Annotated in this window: 19 protein-coding genes; 3 read left to right on the forward strand and 16 right to left on the reverse strand. The window is 69.8% G+C overall.

The features are described from left to right. Positions 1-185: 185 nt before the first annotated feature. Positions 186-749 carry a cytochrome c oxidase assembly factor Coa1 family protein gene (locus LZ199_RS17225; protein ID WP_253994790.1) on the forward strand — a complete coding sequence of 188 codons (564 nt, stop codon included), beginning with the start codon at positions 186-188 and terminating at the stop codon, positions 747-749. Between the two features lie 111 nt (positions 750-860). Here LZ199_RS17225 and LZ199_RS17230 read toward each other — a convergent pair whose 3' ends face one another. The 4 genes from LZ199_RS17230 to fsa form a co-directional block, all read right to left on the reverse strand. After that, positions 861-1826, reverse strand: a complete 966-nt coding sequence (locus tag LZ199_RS17230) for an electron transfer flavoprotein subunit alpha/FixB family protein (RefSeq protein WP_253994791.1) — start codon at positions 1824-1826, stop codon at positions 861-863. A 29-nt stretch (positions 1827-1855) separates the two neighbouring features. Then, entirely contained in the window at positions 1856-2653 is a 798-nt protein-coding gene (locus tag LZ199_RS17235; RefSeq protein WP_253994792.1) for an electron transfer flavoprotein subunit beta/FixA family protein, read from the reverse strand. 151 nt (positions 2654-2804) lie between these two features. Continuing rightward, a complete protein-coding gene (locus LZ199_RS17240) occupies positions 2805-3941 on the reverse strand; it encodes an acyl-CoA dehydrogenase family protein (RefSeq protein ID WP_253994793.1) in 1137 nt (378 codons plus the stop codon). Positions 3942-4099: 158 nt separating this feature from the next. Further along, positions 4100-4753, reverse strand: coding sequence for a fructose-6-phosphate aldolase (gene fsa / locus LZ199_RS17245; protein WP_253994794.1), 654 nt, complete (start codon positions 4751-4753; stop codon positions 4100-4102). Between the two features lie 147 nt (positions 4754-4900). Here fsa and LZ199_RS17250 point away from each other — a divergent pair, with 147 nt between their 5' ends. Then, complete coding sequence (locus tag LZ199_RS17250) at positions 4901-5959, forward strand: KpsF/GutQ family sugar-phosphate isomerase (RefSeq protein WP_253994795.1); 1059 nt, start codon at positions 4901-4903, stop codon at positions 5957-5959. Between the two features lie 161 nt (positions 5960-6120). On the opposite strand, the gene LZ199_RS17255 is transcribed toward LZ199_RS17250, so the two are convergent. The 10 genes from LZ199_RS17255 to ku all read right to left on the reverse strand — a co-directional run bounded on the left by LZ199_RS17255 (position 6121) and on the right by ku (position 15845). Further along, entirely contained in the window at positions 6121-7485 is a 1365-nt protein-coding gene (locus tag LZ199_RS17255) for a tetratricopeptide repeat protein (RefSeq protein WP_253994796.1), read from the reverse strand. Further along, the gene (gene folK, locus LZ199_RS17260) at positions 7482-8006 is read right to left on the reverse strand and encodes a 2-amino-4-hydroxy-6-hydroxymethyldihydropteridine diphosphokinase (protein WP_253994797.1); all 525 of its coding nucleotides are present in this window, start codon (positions 8004-8006) and stop codon (positions 7482-7484) included. The genes LZ199_RS17255 and folK overlap by 4 nt, the downstream gene beginning before the upstream one ends. Next, positions 8003-8776, reverse strand: a complete 774-nt coding sequence (locus LZ199_RS17265; RefSeq protein WP_253994798.1) for a fumarylacetoacetate hydrolase family protein — start codon at positions 8774-8776, stop codon at positions 8003-8005. The genes folK and LZ199_RS17265 overlap by 4 nt, the downstream gene beginning before the upstream one ends. Further along, the gene (gene dapB / locus LZ199_RS17270; protein WP_253994799.1) at positions 8773-9588 is read right to left on the reverse strand and encodes a 4-hydroxy-tetrahydrodipicolinate reductase; all 816 of its coding nucleotides are present in this window, start codon (positions 9586-9588) and stop codon (positions 8773-8775) included. The genes LZ199_RS17265 and dapB overlap by 4 nt, the downstream gene beginning before the upstream one ends. Before the next feature lie 33 nt (positions 9589-9621). After that, complete coding sequence (gene dapA / locus LZ199_RS17275; protein WP_253994800.1) at positions 9622-10509, reverse strand: 4-hydroxy-tetrahydrodipicolinate synthase; 888 nt, start codon at positions 10507-10509, stop codon at positions 9622-9624. Positions 10510-10525: 16 nt separating this feature from the next. Next, positions 10526-11767, reverse strand: a complete 1242-nt coding sequence (gene lysA / locus LZ199_RS17280; RefSeq protein WP_253994801.1) for a diaminopimelate decarboxylase — start codon at positions 11765-11767, stop codon at positions 10526-10528. After that, positions 11764-12003 carry a hypothetical protein gene (locus tag LZ199_RS17285; protein WP_253994802.1) on the reverse strand — a complete coding sequence of 80 codons (240 nt, stop codon included), beginning with the start codon at positions 12001-12003 and terminating at the stop codon, positions 11764-11766. Before LZ199_RS17285 ends, lysA begins: the two co-directional genes overlap by 4 nt. A gap of 2 nt (positions 12004-12005) precedes the next feature. Continuing rightward, positions 12006-13817 (reverse strand): TIGR04551 family protein, encoded by a 1812-nt coding sequence (locus LZ199_RS17290; RefSeq protein WP_253994803.1) that lies wholly within the window; start codon positions 13815-13817, stop codon positions 12006-12008. Between the two features lie 128 nt (positions 13818-13945). Continuing rightward, complete coding sequence (mutM, locus tag LZ199_RS17295) at positions 13946-14767, reverse strand: bifunctional DNA-formamidopyrimidine glycosylase/DNA-(apurinic or apyrimidinic site) lyase (RefSeq protein ID WP_253994804.1); 822 nt, start codon at positions 14765-14767, stop codon at positions 13946-13948. A gap of 136 nt (positions 14768-14903) precedes the next feature. After that, complete coding sequence (ku, locus tag LZ199_RS17300) at positions 14904-15845, reverse strand: non-homologous end joining protein Ku (RefSeq protein WP_253994805.1); 942 nt, start codon at positions 15843-15845, stop codon at positions 14904-14906. Between the two features lie 236 nt (positions 15846-16081). Between ku and LZ199_RS17305 the strand changes: the two genes are divergently transcribed. Further along, positions 16082-16906 (forward strand): M48 family metallopeptidase, encoded by an 825-nt coding sequence (locus LZ199_RS17305; protein WP_253994806.1) that lies wholly within the window; start codon positions 16082-16084, stop codon positions 16904-16906. Positions 16907-16924: 18 nt separating this feature from the next. Here LZ199_RS17305 and LZ199_RS17310 read toward each other — a convergent pair whose 3' ends face one another. Both LZ199_RS17310 and LZ199_RS17315 read right to left on the reverse strand, forming a co-directional pair. After that, a complete protein-coding gene (locus LZ199_RS17310) occupies positions 16925-17974 on the reverse strand; it encodes a YihY/virulence factor BrkB family protein (RefSeq protein ID WP_253994807.1) in 1050 nt (349 codons plus the stop codon). 90 nt (positions 17975-18064) lie between these two features. Then, on the reverse strand, positions 18065-18952 hold the full coding sequence (locus LZ199_RS17315; protein ID WP_253994808.1) for an MTAP family purine nucleoside phosphorylase: 888 nt from the start codon (positions 18950-18952) through the stop codon (positions 18065-18067). Positions 18953-18965: the final 13 nt, after the last annotated feature.

An 18965-nucleotide genomic window follows, 5' to 3' on the forward strand; every position in this document is an offset into this window, starting at 1 on the left:
ACCTCCCGGGAAGTCCGGCCCCACACGAGCCTTCCCCGTCGCTCGTCCTTCCGAATGTAGCCGCTCCCCTCTCCCACACCAACCGACGCGAGCCACCTCCAACCCGGGGCCCTATCCCCCGCGCGTCCGGCTCGCTAAGAGAGGAGCGCCGCCGGCCGGGTGGTGGCTCAAGGAGGAGTGAGGTCATGGACGCGTCGCCCGAGGGCTCGCTGGTGCCACAGCAGGGGTGGTGGAGCCGCAACTGGAAGTGGTTCGTGCCGGTGGGCTGCCTGGGGGTGCTGGCCTCGTGCGGCTGCCTGGGCTTCGCGCTGGTGGGATTCGGCTACTCGTCGCTGAAGAACATGGACGCCTTCACGGAGGCCGTGGCCATTGCCCGCTCCGACGCGGAGGTGCGCAGCGCGCTGGGCACGCCCATCGACAACGGCCTGCCCAAGCAGACGTCCGTGCAGACCGTCAACGGCGTGACGCACGCGCGGCTCGCCATTCCCCTCGACGGCCCCCAGGCGGACGGCCTGCTCCACGTCGACGCGACGAAGCAGGGAGAGGGCGAGTGGGAGTACGACACCCTCGCCGTGGAGCTGGAGGACGGCTCGCGCATCGACCTGCGCGACGACGCCCCGCGAGAGCGGCCCAACGCGTTCCCCGAGGACGAAGGCGCGGACGAAGCCCCGCTGCCACCTCCGACGGAGCCGCCCGGCAGGGAAGAGGACGCCCCGGCGCGCGGACGCGACAGCGACATCGAGCTGTAGACGCGCGCCCCGGAAGCGGCGCCTCGTCCACACCCCAGGAACGACGAAGGGGCGGCGCGGGGACAGTGCCCCACGTCGCCCCTCGTCTTCGGCCCTTGGCGGGCCGGAGTGCTACTTCAGCTTCTGCAGCTCCGAGCGCAGCTCGGGCAGGACCTTGAAGAGGTCCGCGACGATGCCGTAGTCAGCCACCTGGAAGATGGGAGCCTCGGCGTCCTTGTTGATGGCGACGATGGTCTTCGAGCTCTTCATGCCCGCCAGGTGCTGGATGGCGCCGCTGATGCCCGCGGCGATGTACAGCGACGGAGCGACCACCTTGCCCGTCTGGCCGACCTGCAGGTCGTTGGGAACCCAACCCGCGTCGCACACCGCGCGGGACGCGCCCACCGCGGCGCCCAGCTCGTCCGCCAGCGCCTCAATCTCCTTGAAGTCGCCCTTGGTGCCACGACCACCGGAGATGACGACCTTCGCCTCGGTCAGCTCGGGGCGGGCGCTCTTCACTTCCTTGAACTCGACGAACTTCGTCTTCGACGCTTCGACCTTCGGCGCGAAGGCCTTCACCTCGGCGGCGCCCTCGCCCGTACCAGCGGCGGCGAACTCCGTGGCGCGCACGGTGAACACCTTCACCGGCGTGGTGAGCTTCACCTCGGCGAACACGTTGCCGGCCCACATGGGACGGTTGAACGTGATGTCCGCGCCGGAGCCGTTGAGGCCCGTGACGTCCGTGGCCATGGCGGCCTTCAGACGCGCGGCGAGGCGGGGCAGCAGGTCCTTGCCCTGGGCGGTGGACGCCATGCCCACGTAGTCCGCCTTCAGCTCGGTGGCGAGCGTGGCGAGAACGGGGGCGTACGTCTCCGCCAGGTAGTGCTCCAGCTCCGGGGCGGCGCCCACGTGCACGGCCTTGGCGCCGGTGCCCTTGAGCTCGTCGGCGACCTTCGCGGGGTCCTTGCCGATGAGGGCGATGTGCAGCTCCGCGCCGGCCTTGTCGGCCAACTGCTTGCCCGCGGTGATGGCGTTGAGAGAGGCCTTGCGAAGGTGCCCGTCCGGCTGCTGCTCGGCGACGATGAGAACGATTGGCATGGGAGTGTCTTTCGTATCTTCCGAGAGGGTTAGACGACCTTCGCCTCGTTGCGCAGCTTGTCCACCAGCGTGGCCACGTCCGGCACCTTGATGCCGGCCTTGCGCGCGGGCGGGGACGAAAGCTTCACGATCTGGATCTTCGGGGTGACGTCCACGCCCAGCTTCTCCGGCGTCAGCTCCTCGATGGGCTTGCTCTTCGCCTTCATGATGCCCGGGAGGCTGGCGTAGCGCGGCGTGTTGAGGCGCAGGTCCGTCGTCACGACGGCGGGCAGCTGGCACTCCAGCGTCGCAAGCCCGTTGTCGACCTCGCGAATCACACGCACGGCCTTGCCGTCCGCCGTCACAGTCAGGGCGGGGACCTTGTTCTTCTCCTGCTCGCTCTCCATGGACTCCACCTTGGAGGCGAACGTGGCCTGACCCCAGCCCAGGAACTCGGCCAGGTACTGGCCCACCTGGTTCTGGTCGTCGTCGATGGACTGCTTGCCCAGGATGACGAGGTCCGGCTTCTCCTTCTCCGTCACCTTCTGGAGCAGGCCGGCGATGCCGAGCTGGTCCAACGGGCCGGTGTGGTTCACCCACACGGCGCGGTGCGCACCCATGGCCAGGGCGTGCCGGAGCTGCTCCTGCACCTCCTTGCCGCCGATGGACACCACCACCACTTCACCCTGGTGCTTGGCGACGAGCCGGAGACCTTCCTCCACGCCAATCTCGTCGAAGGGGTTGATCTTGTACTTGAGCCCCTCCTGCACGATGCCCGAGCCGTCGGGCTTCACCTTGATTTTGGACTCGGGGTCTTCCACGCGCTTGGCGGTGACGAGGATCTTCACGGCTGGGCTTCTCCTTGCGGGAGGCGTTTATGAAGGCTGGAAAACAGTCCGTGCGGGCCGCATTGACGCGGCGCGCGAACGGTCTGGGTTAATAGGCATCCGGGTGTCACGGCGGCAATGGGAAACGGCCGCCGGACACAGTTCTGCTTTTCTACCTGAACAGTTCCTTCGCGATGACGAGCCGCTGGACCTGACTGGTGCCCTCGTAGACCTGGATGAGCTTGGCGTCTCTCATCAGCTTCTCGACGGGGTACTCCTTGATGTAGCCGTAGCCGCCGTAGACCTGGACCGCGTCGGTGGCGACCTTCATCGCCATGTCCGCGGCGAAGGACTTGGCGTAGCTGGACTGCAGGGTGTTGCGCTGCCCCTGGTCCAACAGCCACGCGCTCTCGTAGGTGAGCATGCGGGCCGCGTGGGTGTTCATGGCCATGTCCGCAATCATGAACTGGATGGCCTGGTGCTCGATGATGGGCTTGCCGAACGTCTTGCGCTGCGAGGCGTACTCCATGGAGTGCTCCAGCGCGGCGCGGGCGATGCCCACGGAGAACATGGCGGTGAGCGGACGACTGTTGTCGAGCGTCGCCATGGCGATGGCGAAGCCCTGGCCCTCTTCACCGATGCGGTTCTTCACCGGGACGCGCACGTCCTCGAACGTCAGCGACACGGTGTCGCTGGCGCGCTGGCCCATCTTGTTCTCGTGCTTGCTGACGGTCAGCCCCGCGGGGCGACCTTCCACGACGAAGCAGGTGATGCCCTTGTGCCTCTTCGTCTTGTCCACCGTGGCGAACACCGTGTACTGCTCGGCGTGGCCACCGTTGGTGATGAAGCACTTGGCGCCGTTGATGACGTACTCGTCACCCTCGCGGCGCGCCGTCGTCTGCATGTTGGCGACGTCGCTGCCGGCCTCCGGCTCGGTGAGGCAGAAGGAGGAGAACTTCAGCCGCTCGGCGAAGTGGCTCAGCAGGCGCTTCTTCTGGTCCTCGGAGCCGTGGAGGATGATGGGGAGGTTGGCCAAATCATTGGCGATGATGGACGTGGCCACGCCCGCACAACCCCAGCTCAGCTCCTCCGCGACAATCGTCTGGTCCAGGTGCGACAGGCCCACGCCGCCGTACTCCACGGGGGCGGCCATGTTGAGCAGGCCCAGCTCGAACGCCGTGGCGAGGAGGTCCCTGGGGAAGGTGGCCGTCTCGTCGTAGTGCGCTGCCTTGGGGCGCACCACCTCGCGGGCGTACTTGCGCGCCGCCTGCTGGAGCGCGCGCTGATCCTCGGTGAGCTGGAATTCCATGAGATTCCTCGTGGTGCGACGACGTGTTGACTCGGAAGTCAACGAATACATGCCGCGCCGCGAAATCTCCAGCCCAACCCGCCTGGGAAAATGGTGCCCAGGGGGGCGGGCGACACCCCGGGGGGCCATGCAGGCCCTCCAGGGGACTCAGGGTGCGGCTACTTCTTCGCCTTGGGGACCTTTTCCCAATCCGCGAGGAACTTCTTGATGCCCGCGTCGGTGAGCGGGTGGTTGGCCAGCTGGGTGATGACGCTGTAGGGCAGCGTGGCGACGTGCGCGCCCATGCGGGCGGACTGGAGCACGTGCACGGGGTTGCGCACGCTGGCGACCAGCACCTGCGTGTCGAAGTCGTAGTTCTGATAAATCTCCAGGATGTTGGAGATGAGCTCCATGCCGTCCTGGGAGATGTCGTCCAGCCGTCCGACGAAGGGCGACACGTAGGTGGCGCCGGCCTTGGCGCACAGCAGGGCCTGGTTGGCGGAGAAGATGAGGGTGACGTTGGTGCGGATGCCCTCGGCGGTGAGCGCCTTGACGGCCTTCACGCCCTCGACGCCCATGGGAATCTTCACCACGACGTTGTCGTGAATCTTCGCCAGGGTGCGGCCCTCGGCGATGAGCGCGTCGGCCTCCAGGGACACGGCCTCCGCGCTGATGGGGCCGTCGACGATGGAGCAGATCTCCCGGATGGTCTCTTCCAGCCCGCGGCCGACCTTGGCCAGCAGGGACGGGTTGGTGGTGACGCCGTCCACGCAGCCCATGGCGTGGGCCTTGCGGATTTCCTCGACGTCCGCGCTGTCGATGAAGAACTTCATCTCGTCACTCTCCTGGGTGGCCCCGTGAAGGGGTGGAAAAAAGGGGGCGGCCTGGGGGGCCGGGCGAGCAGGCGCGTAACTGATGCCCCCCCACGCGTCAAGGGTGGCCACCGTGGTGTCTGGCAGGTACAAGGCGAAGCCGACGCCATGGCCCGCTCCCCTCGCTCCGCCGTCAAGAAGCCCCGTCTGCGCGCCCTCCCCGGCCGCTCCACTCCGGCCCCCTCGTCCGAGCCGGACGACGAGGCGCTGCTCGCGTGCGCGCGCGACGTGCTGGAGGCGGAGGCGAACGCCATCCTCGGCGTGACGACGCGGCTGGGCGCGCCGTTCCTCAAGGCCGTGCGACTGGTGCGCGAGTGCTCAGGCCAGGTGATTGTCACGGGCATGGGGAAGGCGGGCCACATCGGCCAGAAGCTCTCCGCCACGCTGGCCTCCACCGGCATCCGCTCCGTGTTCCTCCACCCCGCCGAGGCGGTGCATGGGGATTTGGGCCGCGTGGCGCGCGGGGACGTCATCCTCGCGATGTCCAACAGCGGCTCCACGGAGGAGCTGCTGCGGCTGATGCCCGCGTTCAAGCGAATGGCCACGCCGGTCATCGCGCTGACGGGGGATGCGCAGAGTCCGCTGGCGAAGGGTGCGGACGTGGTGCTGGATATCGGACGCATCGCGGAGGCGTGCCCCATGGGCATGGTGCCTACAGCGTCCACCGCCGCGCTGCACGCGCTGGGCGATGCGCTCACCATGGCGGTGATGCGCTCGCGGCCCTTCGGCACGGATGACTACGCGCTGCTGCATCCCGGTGGGAAGCTGGGTCGCTCCGTGCAGCGCGTCTTCGAGCTGATGCGCACGGGCCCCGCCAACCCGCTGGTGCGCGACACCGCGCCGCTGTCGGAAGTCGTCGGGGTGATGACGAAGACGCCGGGACGTCCGGGCGCGGCCTGCGTGGTGGACCGGCGCGGGAGGCTGGTGGGCATCTTCACGGACGGCGACTTGCGCCGCCGCGTGGAGCAGGGCCTCACTGACTTCTCCATCCCCGTGCGCGACATCATGGGCAAGCAGCCGCGCTGCGTGACGCCGGACACGCTGGTCATCGCCGCGACGGCGCAGATGCGCGAGCTGCGCGTGGACCAGCTCCCCGTGGTGGATGTCGAGGGCCGCTCCGTGGGCCTGCTCGACGTGCAGGACCTGCTCGCCGCGAAGTTCGTCTGAGCGCCCCGCGCCGCGCGTGAGGCCTCGTTTCCGAGGCGACTCCATCGATGGTGGCGGCAACGCTCGGAGCGCCCGCCTCGACGGGCACTCACGAGGCGGAACCGATGCCCGCTCCACCGAAGCACCGGGCGTCATCATGACGCCCGTGCTCCTGGTGACGCCTACTGCGTGAGCTTCGCCTGGATGGCCGACTTGTTGTAGTTCGGCGCGTCCGTGGCCAGCTTCTCCCACAGGGCCTTGGCGCCCTTCTCGTCGCCCTTGGCCTTGAGGGTGTCGCCCAGCTTCTCCACCGACGCCGGGTCCGACTCCACCGCCACGCCCCACACGCGCGCGGCCATGGGGCGTCCCAGGCCCACCAGCGCCCAGGCCATGCCCGCCTTCGCGCGACCGTTCTCCGGCTGGAAGGGCACCACGCGCGTGTAGTTGCCGAGCGCCTCCTGGAAGCGCCCCTTCGCCAGGTGCTCCTCGCCCTCGTCCACCAGCTTCGCCAGGCCCTGCTCCAGCTCCGGCGTGCGCTCGGTGTTCTGCACCGCGTCCACCATCTCCTTCGTCAGCGGGCGAGGCACGTCCGGCCCCTGCGCCACCGGCGCCTGCGACAGCCGGATGCGGCGGTCCTCGGCGCGCGACGCGAGCAGCTTCGCCCGGCCTCCCGCCTTCACCGTCTCGTCCACCAGCGTCGCCATCCGCTTCGCCGTCGCCGCGCGCGCGGAGGTGGGGTTCACCGCCTGCACCGCCTCGAAGCCCTCGCGCGCCTGCTTCAGCGCCGCCAGGTCCTCGCCCTTCGTCTCGAACAACACCGCCGAGCGCCCGTAGAGCGCCTCCTCGTGCCGGGGCTCCACCTCCAGCACCGCGACATACGCGCCCAGCGCGCCCGCCGCGTCACCGGAGAGGAAGAGCGCGTTGGCGCGCATCACTCCCGTCTCCAGCGCGGGCTCCAGCGCCCCACGAGCACAGGCCGCAGCGCCCGCCACGTCGCCCTTCTTCGCGCGCTCCTGCGCCACCGCGCCCATCGACTCCAGCGCCTGCCCCGTCGTGAAGCCGCAGCCCGCCGCCTCCGCCGTGGCCAGCGTCGCCTTGCCCAGCTTCTTGCGCTGCGCGAGGAACAAGTCCCTCACCGGCTTCGCGCGCTCGTCGGCCTGGAGCAGGTACGTCACCGCCTCCGCGTTGCGGCCGTTCAGGTAGTACAGGCGCCCCAACGACGCCGCGATTTCGAAGGTCTTCTCCCGCCCCTGCAGCCCCTCCGTCGAGTCGAGCTGGCGCAGCAACTCCTCCGCCGACGGAGGCGCCTTGCCGGTGCCAGACACCGGGGGATGTCCCGAGGGCAGCTCGCCCGTGGGCGCCGCGGCGGGAGCAGCCCCACCCTCCACGGGAGGATGGCCCTCGGGCAGCGCGCCTCCCCCCATGGCGGCGGACGGCTTCGCGGGCGACACCTGCGTCCCTGGAGGGACAACCGGGTGACCAGGGGGCAACGGGGAAGGCTCGGCGGCGAGCAGCGCCGCGGTGGCCAGGGCCAGGGAAAGGTTCATGTCTCGTTGCTCGGCAGGCTCGCTTCGGGCCACGCGGTGGCCTCACTCCTGCGGACATCCTGCGGGGCGAGTTTCCCGAGGAGCTCCTTCACCGTCATTCCGAGCACGGGGTGCAGCAAGGCAGGCGACAGCTCCGCCAACGGCTCCAGGGCGAAGCGCCGCTTGTGCAGCTCCAGATGCGGCACCTGGAGGTGAGGGTCCGCCACCACCTGTCCCTCGCAGAAGAGGATGTCCAGGTCGATGGTGCGCGGGCCCCAGTGCTGCTCGCGCCGCCGGCCCAGGTCCTTCTCAATCTGCTGAAGAATCACGAGCAGCCGCTGCGGCGACAAATCGCAGTCCAGCGCCACCACCGCGTTCAGATAGCGCGGCTGCGGCGGCCCCACCGGGGCGCTGTCGAAGAGTGAGGAACAACGAAGCACGGCCACCGCGTCGATGCGGGACAGCGCGGTGAGGGCGGCGACGAGGTGGGCTTCGCGGTCCCCCTCATTCGAGCCCAACCCGACATAGATGATGGTGCTCACGGCTCCAGCTCAACCGGATTGAGGAGCGTCCCGATTCCCTCGATCTCCACCTCGACCGAGTCACCGGCCGACAGCTTCCCTACCCCCGACGGGGTGCCGGTGCTGATGAGGTCCCCCGGCAGGAGCGTCATGATGTGGGAGATGAACGCCACCAGCCGAGCGGGGCTGAACACCATGTCGGACGTGCGGCTGTCCTGGCGCACCTGCCCGTTCACCCGGCAGGAAATCTGGAGGTCCGCCGGGGACAGCCCCGTCACCGCCCACGGGCCCGCGCACGCGAAGGTGTCATAGCCCTTGGCGCGGGTGTGCTGCGTCTCGCGCTTCTGGATGTCTCGCGCGGTGACGTCGTTGAAGCAGGTGAGGCCCCAGATGGCGCGCGCGGCCGTCGTCTCGTCGGCGTTCTTCAGCCGCTCACCGATGACGAGCGCCAGCTCCGCCTCGTAGTGCACCTCCTGGCTCGCCTTGGGGATTCGGATGGGCGAGCCCGGGCCGTTGAGCGCGGTGGAGGGCTTGGTGAAGATGAGCGGCTCGGTGGGCACGGGCTTGCCCATCTCCTCCGCGTGCTTGCGGTAGTTCTGGCCGATGCAGACGACCTTGGACGCGTCCGACGGCACCAGCAGCGTCACCGCCGACAGCGAGCGGCGGATGCCCGTGTCCTTGGCGCCACCCACCCAGGGGGCCGCGGAGAGCACCACCACCTCGGAGCCCTCGACGCGGCCATGGTTCGAGCGGCCTTCGTGGAGGAAGCGGCAGTAGCGGGCGGTCGTCATGAAGTCCTCTGGAAGCCGAGCACGTCGGCCATGTCATACAGCCCCGGAGGGCGGCCCACCACCCAGCGCGCGGCCCGCAGCGCCCCCAGCCCGAACTGATCTCGACTGGTGGCCCGATGCGTCAGCTCGATGCGCTCGCCCTCACCGAAGAAGTACACGGTGTGCTCTCCCACCACATCCCCGCCCCGCAGCGTCTGCACGCCAATCTCGTTGGCGGGCCGGGCGCCAATCTGGCCCTCCCGGGCGAATGTCAGGTCGTCCTGCGTGCGGCCGAGCGCGGAGGCGAGCACCTCCGCCAGCCGCAGCGCGGTGCCGCTGGGCGCGTCCTTCTTCATGCGGTGGTGCGCTTCGAGAACCTCCACGTCGAAGCCCGGCCCCAGCACCCGCGCCAGCTCCGCGGCCACGCGGATGACCAGGTTGACGCCCACCGACATGTTCGGCGCGGCGACGATGGGAATCGCCTTCGCGCACTCCGCCAGCAGCGCCGAGTGCTCCGGCGAGAAGCCCGTGGAGCCGCAGACGAAGGCCACGTCGCGCGCCGCGCACGCCTTCGCGTGGGCCACGCTCACCTCGGCGCCGGTGAAGTCGATGACGACGTCCGCCTTCGCCAGGTCGAGCGCGCGCGCCAGGTCGTCCACCACCTGCACCTCCAGCGCGCCCAGCCGCGCGGCGAGGCCCGCGTCCAGGCCCACCGCGGTGCTGCCCGGCCGCTCCGTGGCGCCCACCACCTGCAGGTCCTCCGCGTCACGCGTCAGGCGCAGCAGCGTGCTGCCCATGCGACCGGTGATGCCGGTGATGACGGTGCGAATCATGTGGCCGCGCTCCTCGGTGTCGTGTCGTGGCGCTCAGTGCTTCAAGAGGCCCAGGTGCCGCAGCTCATCGCCCAGCTTCTCCGCGTTGGGCCCCGTCATCGGCACCAGCGGCAGGCGGACCTCCGGACCGAACAGCCCCAACAAGTGCAGCCCCCACTTCACGGGGATGGGGCTCGACTCCACGAAGAGCAGCCGGTGCAGGTTGTTCAGCTTCACCTGCAGCTCGCGCGCCTTGGCGAAGTCACCCGCGCGGCCCGCGGCCACCAGGTCCGCCATCAGCCGGGGCGCCACGTTGGAGGACACGGAGATGACGCCCTTGCCGCCGCACGCGATGAAGGGCAGCACGGTGAAGTCGTCGCCGGACAACAGCGTCAGCCGGTCGCCGCACTTCTCCAGGATGTCCACCGCCCGGGCCATGTTGCCGGTGGCCTCCTTGATGGCGACGACTTCCGGGAAGTCGCACAGCCGCTGCACCGTCTCCGGCAGCAGGTCCACGCCCGTGCGGCCGGGGACGTTGTAGGCGACAATCGGGAAGCCCGGGTGCGCGCGCGCCACCGCGCGGAAGTGCTCCACCAGCCCCACCTGCGTGGGCTTGTTGTAGTACGGCGTGACGATGAGCGAGCCATCCGCGCCGGCATCACGCACGCGCGCCACGCTCTCAATCACCTCCGCGGTGTTGTTGGAGCCGGCGCCGCCCAGCACTCCCACGCGGCCCTTCGCCTCCTCCACCACCACGCGCACCGCGCGGGCGCGCTCTTCGGCGTTCATCGTGACGGACTCGCCGGTGGTGCCCATGGGCACCAGCACGCTGGTGCCGCCCTCAATCTGCTGGCGAACCAGCGCCCGGTAGGCCGACTCGTCGAGCGCGCCGTTCCGGAACGGAGTCGCGAGCGCCGTCATGGAACCTTCGAAGGTCTTCATTCCGGCGCTTATATGTTCAGGCCCGCTCGCCGCGCCAGAGATCCTCGGTGCGCTCCCGCTCCCTCACCACCCGCCACGCCTCCCCATCCACGAGGACTTCGGCCGGACGGGGGCGGGAATTGTAGTTAGAAGCCATGCTCATCCCGTACGCGCCGGCGCTGAGGAAGGCATACAGCTCGCCCGCCTGGGGGAGCACCAGGGGCCGGGCCTTGGCCAGCACGTCCGTGGACTCACACACCGGCCCCACGACGTCCACCTCCACCGCCTTACCCCGCCGCTTCAGCAGGGGGACGAAGGCGTGGTGGGCCTCGTAGAGGGCGGGGCGGAGCAGGTCATTCATGCCCGCGTCCACCACGGTGAAGTGCTTGGCGGGGGTCTGCTTGCGGTACAGCACGCGGGTGAGCAGCACGCCCGCGTTGCCCACCAGCGAGCGCCCCGGCTCCAGCACCAGCCGCGCGCCCGTGTCCTTCGTCGCGTTCAACACGACGCGCGCGTACTCCTCCACCGAGGGAGGCGTCTCGTCCGAGTAGGTGATTCCCAGGCCGCCGCCCACGTCCAGGTACTCCAGCGCGTGCTTCTGGGCCTTCAACTCCTGGTACAGCCCCGCCACCTTGCCGAGCGCCGCGCGCAGGGGCGAGCTCTGGGTGAGCTGCGAGCCGATGTGACAGTCCAGGCCCGCGGCCCGCACGCCCTTCAGCTTCTTCGAGCGCGCGTAGAGGTCCACCGCCTCCTCGAAGGGCACGCCGAACTTGGACGTCTTCAGCCCGGTGGCGATGTAGCGGTGCGTGCGCGGATCCACCTCCGGGTTGACGCGCAACGCGAACGGCGCGCGGCGACCCAGACGACGGCCCACCGCGTCCAGCGCCTCCAGCTCCTCGGCGCTCTCCACGTTGAAGAGGAGGATGCCCGCGGCGAGCGCGGCCTCCATCTCCTCCTGCGTCTTGCCCACGCCCGCGAACACCGTCTTCGCCGCCTCGCCGCCCGCATGCCGCACGCGGGCCAGCTCTCCGCCGGAGACGATGTCGAAGCCCCCGCCCAGTCCCGCGAACAACCGGAGGATGGCGAGGTTGGAGTTGGCCTTCACCGAGTAGCAGACCAGGGGCCGCGCGTCGGAGAACGCCTCCGTCACCGCGCGGAAGGCCTGGGTCAGCGCGGCGGTGGAGTAGACATAGGTGGGCGTGCCCACCGCGTCGGCGATGGCGGGCAGCGGCACGGCTTCCGCGTGCAGCACGCCCTTGCGGTATGGAAAGGAACTCACGGTGTCCCAGCGTCAACGACGGAGGTGGGCGTCACGGCCCCGCCATCCGCCGTCGGAATGATCGATGGCCCCGCAGACTCCACGCTGACGGGCGCGGTGTCCGACGGCGGCGGAGGGGTCTCCGTCGCCGGCACCGGCGCCGCGAGTGGCGGCTTGGCCGGACCCTTGATGCCGCACGCCACCAGCCCCAACACCAGGACGGTGGCGACCCCGAGCGACGTGAGGGCGCGCTTCATGGCTAGAACTTCACGCCCAGCCAGCCACGGATGCTGTGCGGCGTCTCCAGGTCGGCCTTCAGCTCGTTCGTGAAGGCCTGCAGACCGCCCATCGGGAACAGGATGCCGTAGGCGAGGCCTGCGATGAAGCCGTCCTCGGTGGTGTAGTCCACGCCCGCGTTCACCTCCACGCCCAGCGACTTGCTGGTGAAGGACGGCGTCGACTCCGCGTAGAGCGCCTGCGAGTAGATGAGGCGGCCATACAGGTCGATGCCCGGCGCCACCGCGTACTTCACGGACGGGCGCACGTAGAACGCGTCGGTGACGCCGCCAATCAGCTCGCGCCAGAGGATGAGGTCGATGCGGTAGTCGCGGTTGAAGCGGAAGTTGCGGATGGCGGAGTCGGAGCAGCCGCCACCGTCGCAGCGGTACTGCCGGCCTTCCACGTCACCCGGGTTGGTGTAGCCGTTGGTGCCCGAGCCCGTGCGGCCCGGGTAGTTGCCGAAGCCCGGCGCCTTGTCACCGGAGGCGAAGCCCAGCTCCAGGCCCAGCGTCAGCTTGTTGTCCGCGACCTTCACCTCGCCCTGCGCCACGCCGCCGAACTGCGCCACCTGCAGGCTCTGGTCGAACGTCGTCTCACCCGTGGTGAGCGCGCGGTTGCCGATGCTGCCGAGCACCGCCGCCAGCTCGAACTCCAGGCGCCAGTTGCGCTCCTCGTACCGCAGCCACAGGTCCGGGATGTACAGGTTCGCGTCGCGGGGGATGAAGCCGGACGTGAGGTCGCCGTTGGCGTCCTTCACGTTGTCGTAGTTCTGCGAGCGCCAGGCGAAGTGCAGGCCGTACTGGAGCACGCCCTGGTTGTTCTCCAGCTTGGAGCGGATCTGCGCGTCCGTGTCCCGGCGGGCGATGGCCAGCACCCAGCTGTGGGCGTCATCCGCCTGCGTCAGGTCCACCGGCTCACCCTGGGCGCCGCCCCGGTACTGCGAGCCCTCGGAGTTGAAGTCCAGCATGGGCGTCACGTACCAGCCCGCGAAGGGCTCGGTGACGAACTGGACGCGGTCCACCGTGTCGCCGAAGTCGCAGTCGAAGCAGTTGCCGTCGTTGCGCAGCATGCCCAGGCCCCATTGGCTGCCCATGCGGCCGAAGCGCAGGATGCCCACCGGCGTGTTCACCTCGCCGTAGGCGCGGCGCAGCTTGATGGAGTCCGACAGCGTGTCGCCCAGCGACTCCTGGTCCTCGGAGAAGACGGTGAAGATGTTGCGCTGGTCCCCCGGGAAGAGCGTGTCCGGCGTGGAGCCGAACACCACGTTGTCCAGGCCGTCCACCTGGAGCTTGATCTTCACCTGCTCGGACACGTTGAACGTGGGGTCCAGGCGCAGGCGCATGGTCGCGAAGGACTGGGTGTTCTCCCCCCGGCGGCCCGACACGGCGGGGAAGATCTCCTGGCCGGGGACCTTGCCCAGGTCGAACTTGTAGAAGAGCGTGGGGCGCAGGCGGAAGTAGCCGTCGAGTGTGAAGACCTCCAGCTTGCGCTTCTCCTCCGGGTACTCCTCGCTCCACTCCTCGCCGTTGAGGGACTGCTTGGCGGCCTCCGCGCGAATCTCTCCGCGCAGCTCCTGCTTGGTGGCCTCCAGGTCGTCGCGGGTGACGGACTCGCCCTCGGCGGCGGGGGGCTGCACGGCGGCGGGCGCGGCGGGCGTGACAGCCGGCGGCTCGGCGGGGGCGGGGGCGGGCGCGGCCTCCGCGGGCGCGGGCGGAGGCGTGCCCCCAGCCGGCACCTGGGCGGTGGCCGTGGAGGAAGCGACGAGCAGCGCCGCCAGCAGGACGTGAGACATGGGCAACGATCTCCAGGGCCGCTCTGGGCGGCCGGGTCGGAAAGGCGGGCGATTCAAGCCACGGGACAGGGGGGTGTCAACGCCAACCGGGACGCGAGTTCGCGCCGTGAACGACAGGACGTCCAGGGTCATTTCCCTGTCCTCCCCCGGGGTTGGCACTTCGGACAGGCATAAGTGGTGCGTCCCGCCTGGGTGAAGGACTCCACCGGCGAGGCGCACTTGGAGCACGGGCCGCCACCGCGCCCGTACACCAGGAACAGGTTCTCCGCTCCCCCATCCTCCAGGTACACGGGCTCCTCACCCGCCTGCTCCTCGAGGCCGAAGTCGATGCTGGCGCGGATGGCCTGGACCAGGCGCTTCCAGTCGTCGGGGGTGAGGGTGGAGGGCTTCCTGGCGGGGTGGAGGCCGGCGCGGAACAGCGCCTCCGCGGCGTGGATGTTGCCCAGGCCGGCGATGCGCGCCTGATCCATCAAGGCGACCTTCAGGTCCTGCTTGGAGGACGCCACGGCTTCGGCGAGCTGGCCCGCGGTGAGGCCGTCCGCCAGCGGATCTCGTCCCAGGGCCTTCACCACGTCCAGGGAGCGCAGCTCCGAGGAGGGGGCCGGCTCCATGCGGCCGAACATGCGCGCGTCGGCGAAGTGCAGCACCTGCCCGTTGTCAAGGTGGAAGCGGGCCCGGCTGTAGGGAACGACGTCCGCCTCCGAGCGGCGGACGAACTTGCCCGTCATGCCCAGGTGGCCCAAGAGGCCCCGGCCTTCCTCGAAGGCGAAGAGGAGGTACTTGCCCCGCCGGACGAGCGACTCCAGCCGCCCGTGAAGTCGCGCGAAGGCGCCACGCTCGGCGCCGCGAAAGACGCGGGTGTCATCCGCCTCCGCGCGCACGAGGCGTCGTCCATCGAACCAGCGCACCAGATTGCGCCGGGCGATTTCCACTTCGGGTAACTCAGGCATCCGCTCGGGCACATAGCACCGGCGCCCTCCCCACCCACGCATTTCTTGTGCGTGTCGGCTCGCGCACATGTCCGGGGAGGGCCTCGACGGCGCACCGGAGGCCCCAGGATGGGTATGTCGCGGCGGGGCCGCCCGCTCAGGGTGACGGCTCTCCGCCCCCGGACTCCTCCTCTTCGGAAGGCCCCTCCGGCCCCCGGGTCGAAGTGTCACCGCTCCGCTCCCGGACCTCCCGAGCCGCCATCCGGGGTCGCAGCCGGAGCGCACCTTCCATGGGCGGCGGTGGGCCCGCCCGGAGTGCGTCCACGCCACGGGCCAGCGCGCCTGGCAACGGCCCCGCCTCCGGCTCTCGCGGCGCCACCTCGGGAGGAGCCCGTCGCGTCCGGGTCCGGGCCTGGGCGCGTGCCCTGCGCTCCAGGAAGGCCTTCACCCGCTCGCGATGGACATCCGGGTAGCTCTGGGGGTCGAAGTCGGCGGAGCGCGCCTCGATGAGTCGCAGCGTCGCCGCGAGTTCACCGGGCTCGAGGGCCGGCTCCCCCTGCTCCAGCTCGGAGAGCCGCTCCTGGGACACCACTTCATCCACGGCGTGCAGCGTGGACAGCACGAGCCCCCGACCATGCGGCCGCACCAGACACAGGTGCCCCTTCTGATACAGCACCCACCGCCCCACGCCCACGCGGCCCGACTCGCGCAGGCCCGCCGCCAGCAGCGCATGCGCGTGCTCCGCGCCCCTGGCGGGCACCAGGTGGTACGACGTGTCCACCAGCAGGTCATCCACCCGCGCGGGGTCCACGAACGACTCCAGCGCGATGACCTGGCTGGCCACGGGCTCCAGCGCGTCCAATTCCCCGCTCGTCACGGTGACGCTCCGGCCGTCCGCCAGCGTGTAGCCTCGCACCACGTGCTCCAGCGGCACCTCCTCGCCGTCCGCCGCGCACACCCGCTTGTTCTGGATGCGCGCGCCATCCGCGTCATGCAGCAGGTGGAACTGGACCTGCCGGGAGACGACGGCGCCGTGCACCCTCACCGGGAGCGTCACGAGGCCGAAGCTCAGCGAGCCCACCCAGACCGGACGCGACATCACGACCTCCTCCCCTCACCCCCGAACCTCCGTACGTCGCCAGGGCGCCGCAAGGCTCGGCGGGGGCTCCGCGAGGCGCACGAGCCCTCCGGCCCCCGGGCGCCGGGAGTCGCGCGCCCCACTCATCCCGCCGGAACCCACACGAGGGACTTGCCGAGGAGGCGGACGCTGCCCAAGAGTCCGGGCAAAAGTCGCGGTCTCAACGCATCAACCGGCAAAGAAAGGCGTCCTCGGTCATGCAGCGGATTCTCTCGGCGGTATGGAGCCTGGCCCTCCTCATGGGTCTCACGACGGGCTGCACCACGCAGCGCGTCCAGGCGGAGAAGGCTCTGGCGAAGACCTTCGTCTCGGATGAGCAGGAGGAGGAGATCGGCAAGCAGGTGAAGGCGGAGCTCGAGCAGAAGGAGAAGATCAAGTACGTGGAGGACCCGACCATCGTCGAGTACGTCCGCAACCTCTCCGCGCCCATCATCAAGCAGGCCACCAAGGACCGGCCCGGCGTGAGGTGGAAGATCAACGTCATCGACGACCCGAAGATGGTGAACGCGTTCGCCACGCCGGGCGGCTACCTCTACGTGTACACGGGCCTCATCCTGGCCGCCGACACGGAGGCGGAGCTGGCGGGCGTCATGGCGCACGAGGCGGGCCACGTCGTCGGCCGTCACTCGGCGCGGGCCATGGTGAACCAGATGGGCCTGCAGACCGTCACCCAGCTCGCGCTGGGACAGAACCCGGGCGCCGCGGCCCAGGTCGCCGCGCAGCTCGTCGGTGGCGGCGCCATGCTGGCGCACAGCCGCAGCGAGGAGCTGGAGGCCGACGAGTTCGGCGCGCGCTACTCCTCCGGCGCCGGCTTCGACCCGAAGGGGCTCATCAGCTTCTTCCAGAAGCTCCAGTCGCAGGAGGGCAGCACGCCCGGCGTCATGAAGTGGCTGAGCACCCACCCCACCAACAAGCAGCGCATCAGCGACCTTCAGGACTTCATCTCCAAGAAGGGCCTGCGCGGCAGCAACAACAGCCCGGGACAGCTCCCCGCCATCAAGCAGAAGCTGGGCGGGAAGTAGCTCCCGCCCCAGCCGGGCTCAGTGCAGCGAGGACGGAGGCCCGCGCTCCATTTCCGCGGCGGTGGGCTCGGGGGACTTCCCCCGGGCCACACGGCGCTTCCAGCGCCAGAAGGCCAGTCGGGAGCGCTTCGCACTGGCGGCGCTCTTGGCGGCCCCGGGCGTCTTGATGGGAGGCTCCGCCGGAGCGGCCTCGCCGAACTGGCGCGCGCCCTTCTCCTTCCCCTCCGCCGAGGCGTGCTCCAGGATGGCGTTCAGCTCGCCACCGAGGATGAACACCAGCCCGGAGATGTAGAGCCACAGGAGCAGCACCACCACGCCACCGATGGAGCCATAGGTGACGTTGTACTTGCCGAAGTGCTCCACGTACTGCGTGAAGCCCCACGTGCTCGCCATCCACACCAGCGTGCCGAAGATGGAGCCCGGGGTGATGTACTTGAAGCGCTGCTTCACGTCCGGCAGCAGGTAGTAGCAGAGCGACAGCACCAGCATCACCAGGCCCGCGGTGAACGGCCACCGCACCCAGGACCAGACGACGTAGAAGGCCTCCTGCACGTGCAGCCGCGTCGCGAGCCACGCCCCCAGCCGGCCGCCGAGCAGGAACACGGCGAAGGACAGCGGGATGAGCAGGGTGCCGACGAGCGTCATCAGCATGGCCAGCCCCTGCGTCTTCCACATCGGACGCGACTCGGGCACGTCGTAGGCCAGGTTGAGCGCCTTGCGCAGGGCATCCGCGCCGCGCGAGGCCGACCACAAGGCCAGCACCAGACCCACCGTCAGCAGCTTGGGCCGGGGCTGGTCCACCAGCGCTGTCAGGTGCTGCGTCACCAGGCCCAGCGCGTCGCCGGGGACGAGCGGGCGGATGCGGTCCAGCATCGCGTCGACCGCGCCGGGCGCGAAGGGCAGGTACGCCACCAGCGTGACGAGGAAGAAGAGGAAGGGGAACAGCGAGAACAGCAGGTAGTAGGAGAGCTGCGCCGCGATGTCCGTGACGGTGTCTTCCTGGAACTCCTTCACGAAGCGCCGGGCAAACTCACGCCACGTGAGGTACTTGAGCCTGGGCAGCCGCATCCTTCCCTCCTCGCTCCCGACCCTCGGGTAACGGAAGGTGGGGTTGAGGACGCCCGTTGGCAGCAGGCGACCGGGCGAGCCCTCGTCCGACTAGACGACGTTCGGCGGAAGATATCTGCCCAACAGTGGACGAAGGCGGGAGCGCACCTCGTCCGGGATGCGGGAGCGCTCGGTCCACAGCGCCATCGCCAGGGCGGAGTCACAGCGACACGCGGACGGGGCCTCGGCGATGCGCGGCAGCGCGCGGCGGACGAGCGCGGCGCCCTTCGCGGTGACGGCCTGTACGTTGTGGGACAGTCGCGCCAGCAGGGCCTCGTGCTCCTGTCCTGGGGGCAGCGGCTGCCAGGAGTCGTAGTCGGTGGGCAGCGCCACCAGCGCGTAGTGCAGCTCCGCCTCTCGGGCGAGCCGGGCCTCGGGCATGGCCGTCATCCCCACCAGGTCCGCGCCCCACTGCCGGTACAGCAGGCTCTCCGCGCGGGTGCTGAGCGAGGGGCCCTCCACGCAGACATACGTCGCCTGGGTGGCCACGACGGCGCCACTCGCGGTGGCCGCGTTGGCGAGGACCTGACGCAGCGTGCCGCAGAAGGGCGAGTCCAGCTCCACGTGGACCGCGAGGTCGTCGTAGAAGGTGCAGGGGCGGCGGTAGGTGCGGTCGATGACCTGGTCCGGGATGACCAGTTGGAGCGGGGGCAGGTGCTCCTGGAGGCTGCCCACCGTGCCTGTCGCCAGCACGTGGGTGACGCCCAGCTGCTTCAGCGCGAAGAGGTTGGCGCGGTAGGGCGCCCGGGTGGCGTTGAAGACATGGCCCGCGCCGTGGCGGGGCACGTAGACGACGGAGACGCCGTCCAGCTCTCCGGAGACGAGGGGCCCCGCGTGGGGACCGAAGGGGGTTTCGAGGGTGTGGGTCTCCAACCGACCGGAGAGCCCCAACAACTGCTCCAGACCATGGCTCCCGATGATGCCCACCCTGACAGCCATGTTCCTCCTCTTG

It is taken from the genome of Myxococcus qinghaiensis, assembly GCF_024198215.1.
Lineage (GTDB): Bacteria > Myxococcota > Myxococcia > Myxococcales > Myxococcaceae > Myxococcus > Myxococcus qinghaiensis.